Source organism: Streptomyces sp. NPDC046859 (assembly GCF_040645135.1).
Classification (GTDB): domain Bacteria; phylum Actinomycetota; class Actinomycetes; order Streptomycetales; family Streptomycetaceae; genus Streptomyces.
In genome coordinates this window covers 1-19,647 of sequence record NZ_JBEYXR010000033.1, presented here as the reverse complement: position 1 = coordinate 19,647, position 19,647 = coordinate 1, and the positions used below count along the sequence as shown (strand labels likewise).

Below are 19,647 nucleotides of genomic sequence, written 5' to 3'. Positions count from 1 at the left end.
TGCCGTCCGGGCTGAACGCCACCACCCTCACCTCGCCCATGGGGCGGGTCAGGGTGCGCAGGACTGCCCCGGTGGTGGGATCCCAGATCCGCACCGCGCTGTCGGTGCCGCCGGTGGCGAGGTGGGTGCCGTCCGGGCTGAACGCCACCGCGTACACCTCGCCCCTGTGGCCGGTCAGGGTGCGCAGTAATGCGGGGTCGGGGAGGTCGGGTGGCGGCCAGCGGTTGATGAGGCGTGACGTGCTCGACGGGTGGCCGTGTGCGGGCCAGTGGGGTGCGTTGGTGATGCGGCTGCGCAGGATGGTGTCGAGGGCGTGGGCGGGGGTGGTGGGGGTCAGCAGATGCGCGGCCTGGGCTAGTTGCCGGGCGAGGGTGTGGGTAGGAGGGCCGATGCGGTCGAGGTCTCGCCAGGCGGCTGTGGGGCCCCGCTGGTGCAGCCGGATTCGCACCCAGAAGAAGTCCTGCGCCACCATGCTGGCCTCGTCATCGCGACCGGCGTGCAGGAGGTGCTCGATGAGGTGGTCCAGCAGGTAGCCGTACGGGGTGTGCCACCAGGCGGTGGCTCCGGTTTCGGTGCGGGGCAGGGTAGCGGCGAAGGCATCGAGCAGGGCGGCGTTCGCGGCCCGCAGCCCGGTCTCGCCCAATTCGGCGCGCAGGTAGTCGCGGACCACGTCATGCAGGGTGACCGCCCCGCCGAGAACGGTGCGGGCGAGGCCGAGGAGGGAGAGGTCGGCCATCTGTTTGCACAGCGAGCGGGTGGCCGTCTCGTCGAGGCCGCCAGTGGCCTGCCACAGGGCCGCGACCAGGGCGATGGGCACAGCCTCGTCCTCGGCGAAGATACCGAGCTCGGCGAACCGTTGCTCGGCCTGTGCGGGCTGCAGCAGGGTGACGGCGGCCCGGACGCTGGCGCGTACCGCGGTGTTGCGGCGCTCCGGCTGGTCCAGGTCCAGGGTGTCGTTCGGGTCCTGGGCGACGCCGTGCGGATCCTGGGCGGTAGGTCCGTGCGCGCGCAGCCGTCGCAGCAGAGCGAGTGCCGCGGCGGTCGGGTCGGCGCCGGTGGCCGCCTGCTCGGCGATAAAACGGTTCGCGATGCCCAGCAGCAGCGCCCACCGGCCCGTCGCCTTCACCAGCGACTCCACCACCTGCGGCTGCGGCACGGCAGGCAGCCGGTGGGTGAGCAGCTTCCGGGCCTGCTGCTCGGTCATCCGGTCGACCTCGATGCGGGTGGCCGCGGACGGCAGCACTTCCCGGTTGCGAGTGGTGACAAGCCGCACGCAGGTGCGCTCGGCGCCACGCAGGAACGGGTCGAGTTGCTCCTTCTCCCACACATCGTCGATGACCAGAAGGGTGCGCGGCCGTGCGGCGAGCAGACCCCCGAGGTGCTCTCCGGCGCGCTCGGGATAGGGACCGGTCTCGGTGGTGTCGCCGGTGATCCGACGCGTCTCCTCGGTAACCTTGGCCGCGATGTCGGCCGGGCCGCGGACATCCCGTCCGATGGTGATCAGGTGAACGCCACCGGGGAATCGCCGCTGCACCGAGCGCTGCGCGGCGACGTATCTGGCCAGTGTGGTCTTGCCGAAGCCACCGGCCCCGTGCAGCCCCGCAGTGATCGCGACCGGACCCCCGGCCCACCGCCGACGGGTACCGCGCAGCACGGCCGCGATCACGGCGCCAGCCTCGTCCCGGTCCACCCACCACTCCGGCACAGGAGGCGGAGGCGGACGGCGGACAGCAGCCGCAGGAGCAGCGGGCAGCGTCCGCAGCGAGACAGCCAGAGCAGTCAGCCCGGCCAACCCTCCCAGGACACTCGCCACCGGGTCAGCGCTGCCCCAACCGTCCCGCACCGCCGTAACCACCAGCCACACCCCGGCCGCCACGCACAGCGCAATCCCGGCCCCGGCCCCCCAACGCCCCCGCATCTGCATGAATGTGCATCATTCCCCCAACGCCCCTTGCCCGGCCACCACTTCCACCGAACCAGAACGCTGAGTCGCGAACACCCGCGCCTGATCGTGCGCTGCACCGCGAACTCGCTTCCGCTCCGAGTACGGCACGGCAAACCGTCTCCCACCCGGAACGGTGCTCGTTTGCGGCTCATGACGATCCTGCTGGCTTATCCCGGGCTCAGCGTGGGCGGCTCGCTGGTCAGGACAGCAGCGGCCGTCTTGGCGTTCCCGGCCGCGGGTGGAGTGGGGAATGTCGATGTAGCCGAAGCCGTGGCTGACGGTGCTTCCCCCTTGACCGAATAAAAGCCAGCAGGATCGTCATCAGCCGCAAATGAAGCAGCCAGCGCGGTCCCGGGCGGTATGCGGGGTGCTGGCCTGTGGGATCGCCAGGGGTGGTCGCGGAACGGTCAAGTGAGGAGGTTCTCGCGTACGTTCCCCGTGCCGGCACGGATGATCCAGGATCCGTCTTCCTGACGATCGGAACGCCGCTTGAGACGGTAGATGTCGGTGGAAGCGGGCCATGTGGTGCCGTCCGACCACCTGACTCCGGTCAGCTTCGGGTCGTCCTCGCGTACATCCGCGTTGCTGAGATCGTCCGTGGTGAAGTCGTCCATGAGACTCGCCAGGGATTCCTCGTCCACTGCCACTGGCGCGCCGACGGCCTGCGTGTACTCGTCACTGATGATCTTCAGGCACCAGTATCGGGCTAGGGCCAGGTCGCAGTCGAGGGCGCGGACGAGGGCGCGGACGAGGTCGAGGGCGAGGGCGCGGGGGAAGTCGGGGTCGAGGTCGAGGGCGCGGGCGAGGTCGGGGTCCAGCGCGCGGACGAGGGTGCGGGCGAGGGTGCGGGCGTGGTCGAAGGCGCGGGCGTGGTCGAGGGCCAGGTCGGGGTCGAGGGCGCGGGCGTGGTCGAGGGCGCCGGCGTGGTCGAGAGCGCGGGCGAGGAGGCGGGCGCTGAAGCGGGCGTGGTCGCGGGCCAGGCCGGGGTCGCGGGCCAGGTCGGGGTCGCGGGCCAGGTCGGGGTCGCGGGCCAGGTCAAGGGTGAGGATGTGAAGGTCGGCGATGCCGCGGACGCGGTCGAGGGCGCGGGCCAGGTCGGGGTCGGGGTCGGGGTCGGAGTCGCGGGCGTGGTCGAGGTCGCGGTCGAGGTCGCGGAGGACGTCGACGGCGCGGTCGCGGTCGCGGTCGAGGTCGCGGAGGACGTCGACGGCGCGGTCGCTGTTGAGGTCGAGGTCGCGGGGGATGGCGCTGGCCCAGTTTCCTACGATATGCAGCACGCGGCTCGCTGCCGCCACGCGGGGGTTGCTGCGCAGCTTCAGCCGCTGGGCCGGACTGGCCTGCCACCTCCTACCGCCGGGGACTGCGTTGGCGACAGGTGGGGCAACGGCAGGAGGGATGCTGGGGGGCGTCTGGAGGGCGGGAGGCCTGAGGATGTCGCGCAGGCCGGCTTCCACGCCCAGAGCGGTTTCAACCTTCACCGTGAACGCCTCATGACGGGACTGGAACAGGATGTCGCTTAGGCCGGCTTCGACATCCAGCGCTGCTTCGATCTTCGCTGTGAACGCCTCATGGTGCGGCGTCAGCTCGCGGTCGATCGGGTCGGCGGGCCCAGGCTCGTCCCCGTGAGTGGTCACTGGAGTTCCCCCTTCCGCTTCCCGAGCACCCTCACCGCGGTGTGGCGCGCGCGGGCGAGGTTGCCTCGCACCTGAATCGCGGGCACGTCCAGGATCTGTGCGATCTCCGCCGGACTGAATCCATCGAACGTCAGAGCCAGCGCCTGCCGCTGGCGAGGAGGCAGCTCCCGCAGGATGGCCAACACCTCGTCGCGTTCGACTGATTCCCACATGGCCTGGTCGCCCACCAAAAGCGCAGCAGCCGGTTCCGCCGGCTCCCCGAAGCCCTGCTCCCGGAGGGAGCTGAGCGCGTGGATCAGCGCCCGGCGGGCTGTCGTACGAGCCCACGCCTTGGGGTGGCGTACCTCGCCCCACTTCTGGTGGAGCGTGCGCATCGTCTCCTGGGCGGCGTCCACCGCGTCCTCCCGACCGGCACCTACCAGGATGAGGAACCCGACCAGACGCGGGAAGTCGGCCCGGTAGAAGGCGGAGAACTCCGCATCGACGGCGGCGCGTTCCGCAGTCCGGTCCTCGACCCCGCCGACGGACAGGTCCACCGGCGGGTCAAAGTCCGTGGGCTCCCCCGAAGTCGTCACGCTGCCTCGTCCCCCTCACCTCCACGACGGCTCACGGTGAGCCGCATGTACCGCCCACGCCGCCGCTCGGTCAAGCACACCTGCCCACCTGGCCCCGCCGCCCGCGTCACCTCGGCCAGGTGCCTGCGAGCCGCCCGTGCGTGCAGCACCCGATAGCGGAAGTACGCGGCAAACACGCCGGCAAGCGCCGGGCCCGCGACCCCCACCACACTGACAGCATCCATCGCACCCCATCCTCTCGTCGTACGGCGGACGGATCGGCCGTCCATGGATGAGAGGCCCAAGAGGCCGCCCGCGTGAACAAACGAACCAAGATTCTTTTCGCGGACAATGCATGCGAGGGGGAGCCACCTTCACTCCGCGCCCACCCAGCCCAGCGCAGCTGCAACTCGGTTGCAGCACACGGCAGGCACCCGGCAGACGAACGCACTGCTGCTCGCACCGACTCGCTGTCGGCGGACTCGTGTGCCCGCACGTCCCTCAGCACCTCCGCGCGCCAGTTGGTCTCAGGGGTCGTTTGCGGCTGGTGCCGTGACGACCACTGTGACCCGCCCTTCGACCGTCACCGCCCGCATCGACACCCCCGCCGCCGCTGCCGCTGCCGCCGTCGGTACCGCCCCGGTCCCGGCCGTGTACGCCGTCACCGTCTACATGAACACCCACCCCGACAACTTCGACGGCTACGAGTCCCACCACCCGCTCGCCGCCGCCACCGGCCGCGACGGCAGCGCCCTGCGCCTGGTCTTCCGCGCCATCGACCGCGTCCGCAGCCACGAGGACGCCGCCGACGCCGCCTTCGAGGTCGGCAACCGTCAGGGCGCGGACGACCACGGCCGGACCTGGCCCGCCCGCATCCGCTCCGTCTCCGTCGGCGACGTCGTCGAGGTCACCGGCCCCGACACGCGGACTGTTCACCTCAGCGTCGACTCCTACGGCTTCACGCCCGTCGCCGAGCCCACCCTCCTGGCCGCTCCCGCCGACCCGGACGCCACCCACCGCCACTGACCAGCCCGGCCCCGCACCGCCCCGCCCCTGCGCCCGGACACTCGCCCGGGCGCAGGGGCCGCCCGCATCTGCGCGCAGCACTCGAACGTCCGGGCTTGCCCGGCTAACCCCGCGCCTTCGCACGCTCACGCCACCAGCCGCGCCCCACCCCGGGGTTCGCGGCGCCCGTCGACGGAAGGCGAACCGCCCCCATGACCGTGACCGTCGAAGAAGTTCCCCTCACTCCCGCTCCGGCCCCGGAGGAGATCAAGCCCGGCCGCCGCGTCCGGCTCGTCGGCATCTCGCCCGCCTGTCTGAACGGACTCACCGGCATCACCCAGGCCGACCCCGCCAGCCGCGCCACCACCGCCAGCCGCGCCACCACCCGCCTGGACGTCCTCCTCGACGAGAGCTCCACCGAGTTCCTGCGCCGCGACCACCGCGTGAACAACACCCGCAAGGTCAAGGTCCCCGGACCCGACGTCGCCCGGCAGCTCCTGCGCGGCATCCCGACCGCCTGCATGTTCTACGCCGAGAACGACAGCTGACCCGCCCCCACCGCCCCGTGCCCGGACACCCCCGTCCCGGCACGGGGCCGCCCGCGTACCCCACCCCCCGCTACGCCCCTCGGCGCGGGGGCAGCAGCCTCCAGCCCCCGCCCCGCCCCGCCCCGAAGCCGTCCCCGTCTTGTCGTGCTAACTGTCCGCCGCCCCAGGGTCGGACCCGCCGCGCCACCCTCGGCCCCCTACGCCGTCGGGTGGCCCCGCGCACCCGTCCGTTCCGACCGATGCCAGGGATCCGACATGACCGAACCCGCCGCCCCCACCACCCCCGCCACTCCTGAGGACTTCGACGTCCTGCTCCGCGACGTCCTCGGCGAGGACCACCAGCCGCCCGCCCGGCGCTCCTGCACGCTCGTCTTCCCGCTCGACAGGGTCCGGTCCGTCGCCGAGCTGGCCGTCGCCGCCCGTGAGCACGCGCTCGGCCCCGGCGAGACCGACGCCCGTCCCCGCCTGTGGTGGATCAAGGGTGACGGCACGTTCCTCATGAGCAACGGCATCACCGCCACCCCCAACACCCGCGACGCGGACGGCAGCTGGCACCACATCGTCTACGCCGACGGCTGGGGACCGGGCACCGACCCGTCGACCGTCCTGGGCAGCGAGGACCTCCACGAAACCCTCGACCTGACCCAGCCGCTCCCTGACGGACCCAGGGTGATCGACCTGCTGCGCACCGCCCCCGACGAGGCCACCCGCTTCCTGCTCCACGTCACCCACGACGGCGAGGACGGGGGCCTGGTCCTCACCACGACCGTCAGCTAGGACCTGTCCGGCCGATCACCACTCGGTGATGCTCCGGCGTCGCCTGAATCCATGATGCGACTGTCGTATCGGACGCGTAGAGTCCGCCCGTTCACAGGGGTGGGATAGGAGTCTGATGAAGATCAGCAGAACGGTCTGGGCAGTCATCACGGTAGGTCTCATAGGAGCTTTCGCTGGCTGCGCGCCGGGTGGGCCCGGGGCGCGGGCCGAGACGAACCGCTACACCTCCGCCGAGCGGCTGCCGGAGCGGCGGGCCCAGGACGGCACGACGATCGTGGTCGGGAACCCTGCGGCCAGCTCGACGGTGCATGTGTACGAGGATCCGCGCTGCCCTGTCGTCGAGGAGTACGAGCGGACGGGCGCTGAGGCACTCCAGAAGTTGCTGCTCACGGGGGAGATCAAGGCCGAATACACGTTCGCTTCCTTCAAGGACGACCGGCTCGGCGGCGACGGCTCGAAGCGAGCCGTTAACGCGCTGCGTGCCGCTCTGGAGAAGGGGAAGTTCGTCGAGTACCACGCGGTGCTCTTCGAGAACCAGGCTGCCGTCGAGAGCAGTGGCGGGTTCACCACCGAGCGCCTGCTGAGGCTTGCCGAGGAGGTTCCAGGGCTTCGCGACGAGGCCTTCGACTCGGCGGTCAGGGCGATGAAGTACCGCTCGTTCGTCACCGCCTCCCAACAGGCCTACCAGCAGACCGGCGACGATCCCATCGGCCCCGGCACACCCACGATCGTCGTCAACGGCCACACCATCGACGGCGGTCTGTACTTTGCCAACTTCGACGCGAAGCTCTTCCGTCTCCTAGTGTCGGACCTGCACAGGAACCCCGGCCTATGGGATGTGACCTACAAGCCGCTGAAGGAGAAGGCCGAAGCCGAAGCCGCCAAGTCCTGAGCCCGACGGCCGCGGGCGAGGCCGAACCCCGATGAGTATGCGCATGATCGACGGGACAGGCCCTAGCCCCGCCCCCCTTCGCGGCCCCGCACCCAGGACACCCGTCCGGCGCGGGGCCGCTTCTGGTGTTTCCCGTCCCGCGCCTCCGCTTTCCCGTCCCGTGCTTCCGCTACCCCAGCCCGTGTCCCGCGCCCCGGCACCCGCCCGCCCCGCGTGCTCCACCCGGACTGCGGCCCGCCTACCGTCCCGAGCGAACCCGTAAGGCCCAGGCCACCATCCCGAAGGGGGGCGCCGTGAGGTACGAGACCACCATCAACGAACTCGCCGCGTACGCAGGTCTCTTCAGCACCGTCGATCACATCACGGTCCCCGAGACCAACCCGGACACCGGTATCACCGAGGAGGTCACCCTCCCCCCGCCGCTCATCCGCCGCACCCAGCGCCGCGACGACACCGTGGTGTGGGTCCTCACCCCGCCCGGCATCCACGAACGGATCTTCGTCGCCGACCGGGCCACCGTCACCGTCTACCTCAAGGACGTCGACCCCGGGCCGCTTCACCGGCCACACCCCCCAACAGGCGCCCGCGCAGGCCGCCGTGCCCCCGCCGGCCGCCGCTCCCTCCGCCTGGCCCCAGCAGCCCGCCGCTCCGGCCGCCGCCTACCCACCCCCGCAGCAGGCGCCCGCCCCGCAGACCCCGGCCCCGCCCCGGCCCGCCGCCCCCTGGACCCAGCAGGGCTGACCCCCACCCCCGCCCCCACCTCTGGCCCCGGCCACCGCCCCGCGCGGCAGCCGGGGCCGCTCCATGCCCGCACCTCACCGCGACGACTGTGGCCACCCCGGCCGCGCGTTGGCGTCACCACCCGGCGCCCTCGGAAGGTCCGGCCGGCGCACCGGTCGAGGGGCCACCCGATGGAGCGGACCGGACCTGAGCGGACCCGGGGGCCGGGGGAGCGGTGACCGACACCGCGCCCGCCCCGGCCGACACCGCGCCCGCCCCGCGCGCAGCCGTGCCCGTCTGCCCCGCAGCGCACCCGTCATCGAGCCGCTGCTCCCCACCCGGCCCGCCCGCCGTCTCCCGCCACGCCGCCGTCCTCCCCTTCCCCAACGCCGCATCGTCCGCGCCCTGGTCCTCGCGTGCCAGGCGCCGCAGCTCCTTGACCCGCTCCACCCCCACACCCAGCCGCAGCGCGCACCCGGCCACCGTCTCCCCGGCCTCACCCATCGCCAGCACGATCCGCGCCGCCGCCACCCTCGCCGCACCGATCCGCACCTGGCCGCGCTCCTGGACCCGCGCGATCTCCTCCTCCACCGCGGCGACGGCCGCCGCCTCGTCTTCCACCGCCAGCTCGAAGTCGGCCACCAGCTCGTCGAACGCCCCCTCCCGGCGCAACCGCTGCGCCTCCGCCTCCTGCGCTTCACGCCGCCGCTCGGCCATCCGCTCCGCCGCCCGCGCCATCGCCGCCTTCCGGCGCGCCAGCATCGCGCTGTTCTTCCCCTTGCCCGTGGTCCGGCTCGACGCCACCACAGCCACCACCTCCCGCCTCGTCGTGCGCCCCGCCCCTGCGGCAGGCCGCGCCCGGCAAGTCTCAGCCGCCCCCGCCCCCGCCCGAGCGGCCACAGCGCCCGGGTCCCAGGCCGTAGCACGCCCGTCGCCGCGCCCGGTCCCGCTCACGGGACGACGCCCCGGCAGCGGGGGAGGGAACCCTCGGGCAGCGGCGGCTCGTGGGCAGGGGTGATGCCCGGAACCCGGGTGCCGATGGGTGCCGGTGGTGTGCACGGCCCGGGGTGCCGGGTTGGTGGGTCGAGGGTGGTGGGTGTGTGGTGGTGTGGTCGCCGGCCGGTGGCGGGTCGGTCTCCGTACACCTCTGGCACTTTTGACGCCTGCTCGTGCTCGAGGTGCGTTTTCCCTTCCGGCGGGACGCGTTCGAAGGTCGTCTCTCGGGCCCTGGGAGGTGCACGGCCCGGGGCCGGTCTTCGCCCGCACCGGCCCTGTCGGCGGTGATCTTCTGGCGGGGTGGGGATGACTGCGAACGCGTTCACCGCGGGGCGGGAGCGCTACTACCGTCGCAATCTCGCCCGCGGTGACGGCGCCCGGGGCGCCGAGCCGGCGGTGTCCTCCAGCGTGCCCGGGGTGCCACCGGGGGTATGGCACGGACAGGCTGCCCGCGCTCTTGGCCTGTCCGGGATCGTGAGCGACGCGCAGATGCGGGCCTTGTTCGGGCTCGGCATGCACCCCGACGCCGAGGAGATCGCCGCCCGCCACCTGGCCGCCGGCGCCTCACCGAGGCAGGCGATGAAGGCCACCCGACTCGGGCCGGCGGTGCCGGCCCTGGCCGAACTCTCCCCGCTCGACCGCGAGATCGAGCAGGTCCTGGAGCGCGTCGGCGTGCATCTGTGCCGCCCGCTGACGAAGGCCGAGACGCGAGACGTGCGGATGCGATGCGCGGCGCGCGCCTTTAAGGCCGAGTACCACCGCACCCCCGCGGACGGCGCCGAGCTCGGCCGGTACCTGGCCGCCCGCAGCGGCCCGCAGCGCCGCGCCGTGACCGGATACGACCTCACCTTCTCCAACGAGGAACTCTCGCTGCTGTTCGCGCTCGGCGGCCCCGAGGTACGCCGCATCGTCCTACAGGCCCTGGCCCAGGCCCGCACCGAGACGCTGAACTGGATCGAGCACAACTCCCTCGCGGTGCGCACCGGTGCGGGCGGCGTGGCCCAGCAGCGGGCCGAACCGGGGCTGCTGGCCGCCGTCTACCTGCACTACGAGTCCCGCGCGGGCGATCCGATGCTGCACGAACACGTGGTGATCTCCCCGCGCGTGAAAGGCCCCGACGGGCGCTGGCGCACCCTCGACTCCCGCCTCCTGCTGCGCGACGTCGTGGCCGCCAGCGAGCTGTTCAACCAGCGCTCCCTCGAACTCGTCTGTGACCGGTTGGGCCTTGCCACCGAGGAGGTCGAGGTCACCCCCGGCCAGCGGCCCGTGATGCGCATCGTCGGCATCGACCAGCGGCTGCGGTCGGCGTTCGCGCAGCGTTCCCACGCGGTGCGCACCCTGGCGGACACGCTCTTCGACTCCTACCGGCGCCGCCACGGCCGCCAGCCAGCCCGGCCGGCAAGGACCCGGCTGCAGTGGCAGGCCACCGTGAAGACCCGCCCGCCCAAGCGCCAAGCCCGATCTCTGGACGCGCTCCTCGCCGACTGGCGGGCCCGGGCGATCGCGGCCACCGACCACACGACCGTCGACAACCTGCTCGCCACCGCCCGCGCCGCAGCGCAGGAGAGGCCCGCTCCGGCCGCGTTCGACGCCGCGGCGGCGGCCGAGGAGGTCCTGGCCGCGGTGAGCGAGCGGCGTACGACGTTCCGCCGCCGCCACGTGCTGGCCGAGGCGCGCCGGTATCTGATGCGCACCCTGTCAGGGGCCACCGCCCCACCCCGGGCGGCGGAGGAGATCACCGAGAAGGTCCTCGCCGACGCCGACTGCCTGGACATCACCCCGCCCGAGATCAACCCCCCGCACCCCGACCTGCAACGCGCGGACGGCACCAGCATCTACCGGCCCATCGGCTCGGCCACCTACACCACCCGCTCGCTGCTCGCCGCGGAGAACCGGCTGCTGGCCGCCGCCCGCACCCGCGTGATCCCGCCCGTCGGACGGGGCACGTTCAACCGCGTCGCCGCTTTGAACCGTGGCCCGATGGACGCCGGGCAGCGCGCGCTCGCCGCTTCCTTCGCCTGCTCCGAGGAGCTGCTGCTGGCCGGACTCGGTCCGGCGGGCGCGGGAAAGACGACGGCGATGAAGCTGGTGGCGCGGGCCGTGGACGCGGCCGGCAGGCGGCTGGTCCCGCTCGCACCGTCCTCGCGCGCGGCGGAAGTCCTCGGCGGCGACCTGGAGCGGCGCGCCCACACCCTGCACTCCTGGCTGCACCAGCGCAGCCACGCCGCCGCCGGCGGGACGGTCGATGAGGGCTTCCGCTTGCGTCCGGGCGACGTCGTCCTGGTCGACGAGGCGGGCATGGCGGGCACCCTCCTGCTCGACCGGGTCCTCGCCGATGCGGCGGCCGCGGGGGCGGTGGTGCGCCTGCTCGGCGACCCCCACCAGCTCGCCGCCGTCGAGGCCGGCGGAGCCCTCAGACTCATCTCCCGGGCCGGAGGCGCGGTCGAACTCGAGCAGCTGCACCGCTTCCGGGTCCCCGGGGAGGCCGACGCCTCGCTCATCCTGCGCGACGGCGAGCAGCCCCGGGAGGTCTTCGACTGGTACCGCGCCAAGGGCCGGATCGTCGCCGGAACCTACGAGGCGATGTGCGACATGGTCTTCCACGCCTGGGCCAAAGACCGGGGCAAGGGCCTCACTTCGCTGATGACGGCCGCCGACACCGCGACGGTGACCGCGCTCAACCTGCGCGCCCAGGCCCATCACATCGCCGCCGGCACCGTCGACACCAAATGGGCAGCACCGTTGCGGGCCGGGCAGCGCGCGCACGTCGGCGATGTCATCGTCACCCGTCTCAACCGCCGCCGTATGACCGTGCGCGGTGGCCGGGACTTTGTGAAGAACGGCGACACCTGGACCGTCACCAAGCTCCTCCCGGACGGCGAGGCGGTGGTCCGTCACACCCGGCACCGCGGCCGCATCCGTCTGCCCGCCGACTATCTGGCCGCCCAGTGCGAGCTCGGCTATGCCGCCACCATCCACCGCTCGCAGGGCATGACCGTGGACACCTCGCACGCCCTCGCCTCGGCCCGCTCCAGCCGTGAAGGCGTCTACGTCCAGTTGACCCGCGGCGCGCGCACCAACCGCCTCTACGTCGCCCTCGAGGACGGCGACCGCCTCGACGACGTCCTCGCGCAGATCGCCGCGAGGCGGCGCGCCCAGCTGTCGGCGACCGAGTCGATCGCCGCCCTGCAGCGCGAGAGTGCCGCGCCCGGCCGGCTGTCGGCCGAGTTCGCCGACGTCGCCGAGCGCGCCACCACCGCCCGGCTGACCGGCCTGCTCGAAACCACCCTCGGCGCCGAGCGGGCCGCGATGTTCATGGCCGCCGACGCCTACCCGGCCCTGATCCGCGCCCTGCACGACGCCGAACGGGCCGGATTCGACCTGCCCCGCCTGCTCTCGAACACCGCGCGCGGGCGCGGCCTGGGCGACGCGGACGACCCGTCCGCGGTGCTGACCTGGCGGCTGCGCCAGCGCCTACAGGACGCCGCCGAAGCCCAGCAGGAGGGCCGTTCCCGGCCGCTGGCCGCCCTCACCATGGCCCAGCTGCACACCTTCACCCGGCTCGCCGCAGCCCACCGGGCCGCCGCACGCGAGGCGCTGAAGGCGGCCGACGCCGCCTTCACCCACCTGCCCGCCCCCGTCACCACCCGCGCCGGCCACACCCACCCCGCCTGGGACCAGCGCCCCATGGGGGAGCTGACCCGCCACGAGCTCGCCGCCCACCTGGCCATGGTGCGAACCCAGATCCGCCGCGCCCAGACGAACAACACCCCGCTCTCCGACACAGCCCGCCACATGATCGCCGCCCTCACCCGCGAGTCCCAGCTGCGCCGGGCCCTCGCCTGGCGCGACGCCGCCCGGGAGGACTTTCAGCGCGAGCGGGCCACCTCCACCGCCGCACCTGCTGCCACCTCGCTGGCCGCGATCCGCCGCACCTTGGCCACCCGGCGAACCGCCACGGCCGACCGCCAGCACTCTGCGCGGGCCGCGCTGGCCCGCGCCGACGCCGTCTGCGACAAGGTCCACGCCGAGCTCCGCTTCCGCGAGCGCCTGCCCGACCACCCCCCGCACCGCCCCAACCACCGCGCACCGATACCCGACTGGGTCGCCGACTCCCACGCCCTGGTACACCCCGACACCCCCGAGCACTGGGCCACCCACCTCGCCGAACGCCACCGCATCCTGGCCCGCTCGCTCGCCGACCGCGGCCACACCCTCGCCAACGTCCCGCCCGCCTGGGCCCGCCCGCTCGGCACTCCGCCGCCCACCAGCGCCCCGCGCCGCCGCCACGCCTGGGCCACCACCGCAGCCCTGGTGGAGCTGTGGCGCACCCGCCACGCCATCACCGGCGCACCCGGACTGGGCCCGCGCCCCGCCGACCCCAACGACGCGGCCGGCTGGGACGACCTCGACGCCCGCATCCGCGCCCTGAGCGCACGCCGCCGCCCCGTTCACCTGGCGCCGCCCGACGCCCCCGCCTCCGTCATGATCGAAGCCGCGCTCAGCCACCTGGATGCGCCGCCGCTCGGCGGCCCGCTGCCCGACCACCCGGCCCTGCGCGACCCCCTCGGCATCGCCCCACCGTCCTACGCCGCGCTCGATGCCCGCCTCGCCCGGCGGGCACTTGCCGCCGTACTCGCCGGCGAGCGACTGCCCGAGGACTGGATGGAGGAGATCACCGCCCCCGGCGAGGACGATGAGGACGAACAGCGGGCCTTCACCCGGCTGCTGACCGCGATCAGCGACTACCGGCGCCGCCGCCACCGTGCCGGCCCCGACGTGCTCGGCCCGCGCCCGGCGGGTCTGGACGGTGAGGAATGGGACCACCTCACCGACGCGATCGACCTGTACACCCACGCCCGCGTCCAGCGCCGCCTGGAACAGATCCGGGCCCGCACCACAGCCGAACGCGCCGCCCTGCTGCCGCCCACCTCGCCGCTGCACCCGCAACTCCCGGACGGCACACCCAGGCCCGGCCCCGGCTCCCCGGGACGCTGAAAGCGAGTAACCGCACGGGCTCACGGACCCGCCACAGCTCCCCGTGCGAGATGCCGTTCCAGAGTCAGTGAGCTGAAGGATATGCATGCCAAGTGCGGCGAAGTGGCCGCAGATGCGCGTATGGGTGACTACCGTTTCTTGTCCGGTGATCAACAGGGGGCGGGCATGCGGACGACGTCGCTGCGTAAGGGCGAGAACGTGTCTGTGCTGACAGCGCGGACGGTGCTGTCAGTGGCGGTGCAGGGGCTCTCGGCGGACGTGTCCGCGCTGTTGCTCGGCTCTGATGGCAAGGTCCGCAGCGATCATGACCTGGTCTTCTACAACCATCCGGCCCAGGACGGCGTGTCCATTGAGGGCCCGGTCGTCACCGTGGAACTTCCTCGTCTGCCGGCAGACGTGCACCGTGTAGTCGTCGTGGTGAGCGCTGACCCGCTGCAGCCAGGCGCCGTCTTCACCCGAGCACCGCAGCTGACGATTGCCCAGAGTGGTGCCCCGTCTGCGTCTTTCACCGCGCCGGACTTCGGGGCCGGAGAGACCGTCGTAGTCCTGGCGGAGCTGTACCGCCGCGGTGACGGCTGGAAGGCCCGCGCCGTGGGACAGGGCTACGCCTCGGGCCTTGCGGGGCTGGCAACCGACTACGGCGTCGATGTCGATCCCGAGCCCTCTGCCGCGCTGATCCCTGCGCAGACATCCACGGCTACGGCCGCTGCGGTCGACCTGACGAAGGTGGAGCGGCAAGCTCCGGGCCTGCTGGCTCCCGCCCAACAGGCCGGTCAGGTTCTCGCAGACCGAGGGATGACAGGACGGAGAGCTGCCGTCTACCTGATTTTGGACCATGACTGGCACATGGAGGAGCTGTACGAGTCGTTCGCCGTGCAGGGCTTCGCCGAACGCGTCCTCGCCCTGTCGGCCAACCTCGACGACGACGGCACGGTGCCCGTCATCTTCTCCAGCGGGCGAGAGCCGTTCTTGGAGGAGATCCGGCTGGACAACTACCGGGGCCGCATCGGCCAGCTGCATACCCAGGTCGACTGGGGCTGGGGCAACGTGGCCGATGCGATGCGCCGCGCGGTCAGCCACTACCAGGAGTCCGGTGCTGCAGATCCCGCCTTCATCGTGACTCAGGTCGGTGACGAACCCTGGGACAAGGCAGAAGTCCGCTCCATGCTCCAGAACACTGCCTCACTGGGAGTCTTCTGGCTGTTTGTCGGATTCGGACGCGGCAAGCTTGCCTTCTACAAGAACCTCAACGCCTCCACCTCTGCCACCTTCACCAACGTCGCGTTCTATGACGCCAGCAAGAACCCGGGCTCGGTACCCGGCGAGAGGTTCTACACGGGCCTGGTCGACGCCTTCGCTACCTGGATGCGATCGTGAGGTCGCGGCGACGCCTCCCGCCACCGGCCCTCGAAGATCTGCGCCCACCTTCGGCCTGCGGCTCGACGCGCTACTGCGAGAGTACCCAACGCATACGCATTTCGTGCGCTATTCGTACGCCATATGCACGCTCCACTCCGCACCAGCTGCGCCTGGGCGGCTGAGCGGGGTGGCGGGTGGCGGCCAGTTGCTCGATCCGCTCGGGGGAGAGGGGCGCGGCTCTGGAGCGCTGGTTTCCGATCCATGCCCCCTCAACGATCCACCCAGCCCGGAGCGGGCTCCCCGGGGCGCTGAAAACCGAAGCCGACGGCCTCCCTGGAGCAGGTGGCCGGCCGCCGGGCGTCTCGATCCCCGCGCCCCGCGCCCGCCTCTCTTCCCGGGCCTCGTCCCGTCTGGCGGGACGCGCTTGAGGTCGGTCGCCTTTCGGTTCCCGCCGGGCGGACCTGTTGCGAGGGTCCGGCCGCGGAGGTGATCGGCGCGGGCATGCTGCCGCCGAGCCGCCGCCCCATGGGCCGGGCGGCACCCATTTTCGAGCCGAAGGTCTCCTCGATGAGCGAGCAGCCCAGCCCCCTCCCTGACGACTTCCGTGCCTGGCTGGCCGAGCGAGGCCCGGACGCGTACGCCCTGGTGTGGGTGGCCGGGGGCAGTGAGCCGGCCGGTTTCGAGGACATGGGGGTTCCCCGGGTCGGGGAGAGCGGGATCGCCCGCGCGGGCGCCGGCCTCACCCGCATCGCCTTGCAGGAGGTCGCCCACGGACGAGCCGAGACGCTGCGTCGCTGGCTTCAACTGGACGACGGGGTACGGCACCTGGCCATCCTCACGACCGGGTCCGGTGCCTTGCGCGAGCACACCCCTGGCGAACTGGCCGCCGAGTTGATGCGTGATCCGGCCGGTGACGAGGCCCGTCTCAGCGAGCAACTGGCCGGCTGGTTCTACCGCAGGAACGCCGAGGCGCGGCAGGGACTGGAACTGGGGTGGATCTCCGCGGCCGCCGCCTGGGCCTGTCACCTGCGCGCGCTGGCCGGCTGTCCGCCGCCCTCCGTCCTCACCCCGAGCCTTCAGCGCGCCGGAGAACTCGACGATCCCACCGCCGACCTGGTGGTCACCACAGCACTCAAGGTCGTCGAGCTGATCGACCGCCTGGAGCTCGCCTACCGCACCCGCGCCGAGCTGATCGAGGACTGGCACGCGGTCGAGCCCCTGGCCGCCGACGTCCCGGCCCTCGCGGCCATGGCCGACTGGCTGCTCGACCAGATCGCGCTGCGTGATGCGCACGCCCAGCAACTGCGGGCCGTCCTCGAGCCCGACCTCACCGACTACCTGCGCGACCGGCGAACCGGCGGCGCACTCCTGGGCACTGGCAAAGTCCTCGACGAGGCGCGTACCGCGCACCTGGCCCAGGCCCGCGAGAGCGTCCGCGCCTACACCGCCGCCGCGCACTCGGGCCGCCAGAGCGAGGCACGGCAACTCCTCGACGCCTTCCCGGCCCCCGCCCGCGCCCTGTCCACCAGCGGCCCGGCCGCCGCCTGGCGGCAGAACTCGGCCACCGCGCAGGACGCCCTCGAGGACCTGGCCGCGCAACGCGCCGCCACTACGGCCGAGGACAGCGCCGACCCGGAACTGCTGCACGCCGCCACCTCCTACCTGGCCGCCCGCGAGGCCCAACTGCACCTGGTGCACGACGCGCTCGGCCGCCTGGCCTTCCCTGCTCCCGTGCCGCGTGATCTGCCCGAGGCGCTCGCGCCGGTTCCCGCCGCCCGGACCCACAGCCGCCTCATCGAGGCCTTCGGCACCCTGGAGCGCGCAGCCGAGACGCTGGAGGGCCAGATCCAGTACCAGCTGCAGCAGCCCGTCCCCGCCCATCGCCGCGCCACCACAGGCGCCGAGAGCGATCTGCTCAACCGCGCTCTCGGCGCACTGGAGCACGCCCGGGCCGCCGACTCCCCCTTCGACGAGGAGGACATCCGCGCCCGCCTGCAGGAGGCGATGACCCGCCCCGTCGCCCCGGCCGCAGCAGGCCAGGCGGCGCCCACCGGCCACGACGCCGCCCACGCCCAGGCCCTGGCCGCCGGGCCCGCCGCTTCCGGGGTGAACCGCGGACCCGGATCCTGAGCGCCGTTGATCCGCCCGCCGCCCCACGGATCGACGCCCCCGCAGCTACCGCCGCTGCGGCTGAAGTGACCCGATGGCGTCGCGTGACGGACTGACCCGGCCGATGACCGGGCCAGGGGACGGGAGGTGCGGCAGCGGCCGTCCGCCTCGCCGGAGGCGGCGTTGAGTGCGCCGTCGTGGGCCTGTTGGGCTTCTCGCCTGGCGGCTTGCCCCTCCTTCGCCGCCGGCGCCGCCTGTACGCCGCCGCCTGCCCCTTGGGCCTCGGCGCACGGGCGGCGGTCTTCTTCCGCACCCCACGATCCCCCCTCTTGCAGAGGCAGGCAGGCGATGGCCCATGCCCAGGTCCGCGATGTCCCCCGCACCACAAGCGCGCCGCCCCGCGCACCGCAGCCGCCACCCCTGCCCGCTCCGGCGGCAGACCCGCCGCAGCGGCCCCGTACCCCGCCGACCTTCCGTGCCGTGCTGCGCTATCGGTACTGCGGCCGTCTGCTGCTCGGCTCGGTCACCGGCCGTCTGTCGCTGGGCATGGTGCCCGTCGCGCTGATCCTGGCGGCACAGGCGGACGGTCACTCCCTGGCGCGCGCGGGTGTGCTGGCCGCGCTCTACGGCATCGCCCCGGCGATCGGCCTGCCGCTGCTGGGACGGCTGGCGGACCTGCGCGGCCTGCTCCTGCCCTGCTGCCTCGGCGCCGCCCTGGTCGCCGTCGCGCTCGGCACGCTGGCCGTGGCGGGTACCGCCCACCTGCCGCTGACCGCCGGGTGCGCGGTCCTGGCAGGGGCGGGATGCCCGCCGCTGGAGGGCGGACTGCGCTCGCTGTGGCACACGGTGCTGCCCGACGACGCCCACGTACGCACCGCCTACGCCCTGGACTCCTCCACCCAGGAGATCGTCTACGTCACCGGCCCGGCCCTGGCCGTCACGGTGGCCACCTGGCTCTCCCCGGCCGCGGCCCTCGCCGCGGCGGCCGCCGTCACGGTGGCCGGCTCCCTCGCCTTCGCCACCGCCGCGCCGGCACGCGCGTGGCGGGCGGCACCACGGCGCCGGGAGCGGCCCGGTGTCCTGCGCCCACCCGCGATGCGGCTGCTGCTGGCATCCCTGGTCCTCCTCGGCGCGACGATCGGGGCCCTGGACGTCGCCGCCATCGCCGTGGCGCAGCGCCAGGACGCGTCCTGGCTGGCGGGCGTGCTGCCCGCGGCCTTCTCCGCCGCCGGACTGCTCGGCGGTGCCGCGTTCGCCCGCCTCCAGCCCACCACCGCCCCGCAGCCGCGTCACCTGATGTGGCTGGGCGCCGCGTACGCGGCCTGCTGGCTTCCGCTGCTCGCACCGCTACCCGCCCAGGCCGTCCTCGCCCTGGCGCTGCTGCCGGGCGCCTTGTTCGTCCCCCTGCTCACCGTGGCGTCCCTGACCGTCACCAGGCTCGCTCCGCCGGGCACCTCGACCGAGGCGGTCGGCTGGATGGCCAGTGCGATCCGTCTCGGCCTGGCCGGCGGCACCGCCCTGGCCGGGCCGCTCGGCGGCAACTTCGCCCTCCCGCTGACGGCCGCCGCCGGCTGCGCACTGCTGCTGTGCGTCCGCACCGCACCCACGCCCGCAGCCGTCTCCGCTGCCGCTGCCACACCGGTGTGAGACGAGCCCTGCCCGCTCGCGCTCCCGTCTCCCGGCACGCCGGCCACGGTCGCCGTGCCGGGCCGTGGCACACCCCGGCGGCTCACCGGTCTGGGGGCCCGGTCGGGCTGAAGGCTCCGTGGCACAACCCGTCGACCAAGGAGACCGCTGTGTCGTTTCCGTTTGTCCTGCGCCGCGCCGTTCCCGCCGTGGCGCTCGCCGCGACCGCCGCGCTCGCCGTGGGTGCGGCCCCGTCCGCGTTCGCCCAGGCGCCGGCCGCCACCCAGGCCCAGGCCCGCGCGGGCATGCCGTGCAAGCCGAAGGTCTACTACTACGTCTACCAGGCCAACGGCGTGAACTTCCGCACGGGCGCCGGCACCAACTACCCTTCGCGCGGACTGCTGTACAAGAACGACTGGGGCAAGAAGATCGCCACCAAGGGCAGCTGGATCAAGCTGAAGCTCGGCACGAAGTCGCGCAGCGG

The 19,647-nt window shown here is 73.3% G+C and carries 13 protein-coding genes; 9 read left to right on the top strand and 4 right to left on the bottom strand.

Going from position 1 to position 19,647, the window contains the following annotated elements:
• The 3 genes from ABZ899_RS32210 to ABZ899_RS32200 form a co-directional block, all read right to left on the bottom strand.
• Positions 1-1,690 (bottom strand): NB-ARC domain-containing protein (locus ABZ899_RS32210; RefSeq protein WP_361353139.1); only part of this gene is annotated, 1,690 nt, incomplete at its 3' end.
• A 662-nt stretch (positions 1,691-2,352) separates the two neighbouring features.
• The gene (locus ABZ899_RS32205; RefSeq protein WP_361353136.1) at positions 2,353-3,222 is read right to left on the bottom strand and encodes a hypothetical protein; all 870 of its coding nucleotides are present in this window, start codon (positions 3,220-3,222) and stop codon (positions 2,353-2,355) included.
• 353 nt (positions 3,223-3,575) lie between these two features.
• Positions 3,576-4,154 carry a sigma-70 family RNA polymerase sigma factor gene (locus tag ABZ899_RS32200; RefSeq protein WP_361353133.1) on the bottom strand — a complete coding sequence of 193 codons (579 nt, stop codon included), beginning with the start codon at positions 4,152-4,154 and terminating at the stop codon, positions 3,576-3,578.
• Positions 4,155-4,685: 531 nt separating this feature from the next.
• On the opposite strand from ABZ899_RS32200, the gene ABZ899_RS32195 reads away from it, so the two are divergent.
• From ABZ899_RS32195 to ABZ899_RS32180, 4 genes are all read left to right on the top strand, one after another.
• Positions 4,686-5,159, top strand: coding sequence for a hypothetical protein (locus ABZ899_RS32195; protein ID WP_361353130.1), 474 nt, complete (start codon positions 4,686-4,688; stop codon positions 5,157-5,159).
• Positions 5,160-5,350: 191 nt separating this feature from the next.
• Entirely contained in the window at positions 5,351-5,686 is a 336-nt protein-coding gene (locus tag ABZ899_RS32190) for a hypothetical protein (protein ID WP_361353128.1), read from the top strand.
• 255 nt (positions 5,687-5,941) lie between these two features.
• Entirely contained in the window at positions 5,942-6,463 is a 522-nt protein-coding gene (locus ABZ899_RS32185) for a hypothetical protein (RefSeq protein ID WP_361353125.1), read from the top strand.
• A gap of 115 nt (positions 6,464-6,578) precedes the next feature.
• On the top strand, positions 6,579-7,355 hold the full coding sequence (locus ABZ899_RS32180; protein WP_361353123.1) for a thioredoxin domain-containing protein: 777 nt from the start codon (positions 6,579-6,581) through the stop codon (positions 7,353-7,355).
• A gap of 855 nt (positions 7,356-8,210) precedes the next feature.
• Here ABZ899_RS32180 and ABZ899_RS32175 read toward each other — a convergent pair.
• Positions 8,211-8,882 carry a hypothetical protein gene (locus ABZ899_RS32175; RefSeq protein ID WP_361353120.1) on the bottom strand — a complete coding sequence of 224 codons (672 nt, stop codon included), beginning with the start codon at positions 8,880-8,882 and terminating at the stop codon, positions 8,211-8,213.
• A gap of 495 nt (positions 8,883-9,377) precedes the next feature.
• Between ABZ899_RS32175 and mobF the strand changes: the two genes are divergently transcribed.
• The 5 genes from mobF to ABZ899_RS32150 all read left to right on the top strand — a co-directional run.
• Positions 9,378-14,069, top strand: coding sequence for a MobF family relaxase (mobF, locus tag ABZ899_RS32170; RefSeq protein ID WP_361353117.1), 4,692 nt, complete (start codon positions 9,378-9,380; stop codon positions 14,067-14,069).
• 120 nt (positions 14,070-14,189) lie between these two features.
• On the top strand, positions 14,190-15,446 hold the full coding sequence (locus ABZ899_RS32165) for a VWA domain-containing protein (RefSeq protein ID WP_361353114.1): 1,257 nt from the start codon (positions 14,190-14,192) through the stop codon (positions 15,444-15,446).
• Positions 15,447-15,995: 549 nt separating this feature from the next.
• Positions 15,996-17,558: a hypothetical protein gene (locus tag ABZ899_RS32160; RefSeq protein ID WP_361353111.1), complete on the top strand. Its 1,563-nt coding sequence runs from the start codon at positions 15,996-15,998 to the stop codon at positions 17,556-17,558.
• A gap of 459 nt (positions 17,559-18,017) precedes the next feature.
• Positions 18,018-19,184 carry an MFS transporter gene (locus tag ABZ899_RS32155; RefSeq protein ID WP_361353108.1) on the top strand — a complete coding sequence of 389 codons (1,167 nt, stop codon included), beginning with the start codon at positions 18,018-18,020 and terminating at the stop codon, positions 19,182-19,184.
• Positions 19,185-19,333: 149 nt separating this feature from the next.
• On the top strand, positions 19,334-19,647 hold a 314-nt coding region (locus ABZ899_RS32150), incomplete at its 3' end, for a cell wall hydrolase (protein ID WP_361353105.1).

Coding starts and splice junctions, on each gene's coding strand:
- ABZ899_RS32160 (WP_361353111.1), top strand. CDS start 15,996: ATGAGCGAGCAGCCCAGCCCCCTCCCTGACGACTTCCGTGCCTGGCTG.
- ABZ899_RS32165 (WP_361353114.1), top strand. CDS start 14,190: ATGGGTGACTACCGTTTCTTGTCCGGTGATCAACAGGGGGCGGGCATG.
- ABZ899_RS32185 (WP_361353125.1), top strand. CDS start 5,942: ATGACCGAACCCGCCGCCCCCACCACCCCCGCCACTCCTGAGGACTTC.
- ABZ899_RS32190 (WP_361353128.1), top strand. CDS start 5,351: ATGACCGTGACCGTCGAAGAAGTTCCCCTCACTCCCGCTCCGGCCCCG.
- ABZ899_RS32180 (WP_361353123.1), top strand. CDS start 6,579: ATGAAGATCAGCAGAACGGTCTGGGCAGTCATCACGGTAGGTCTCATA.
- mobF (WP_361353117.1), top strand. CDS start 9,378: ATGACTGCGAACGCGTTCACCGCGGGGCGGGAGCGCTACTACCGTCGC.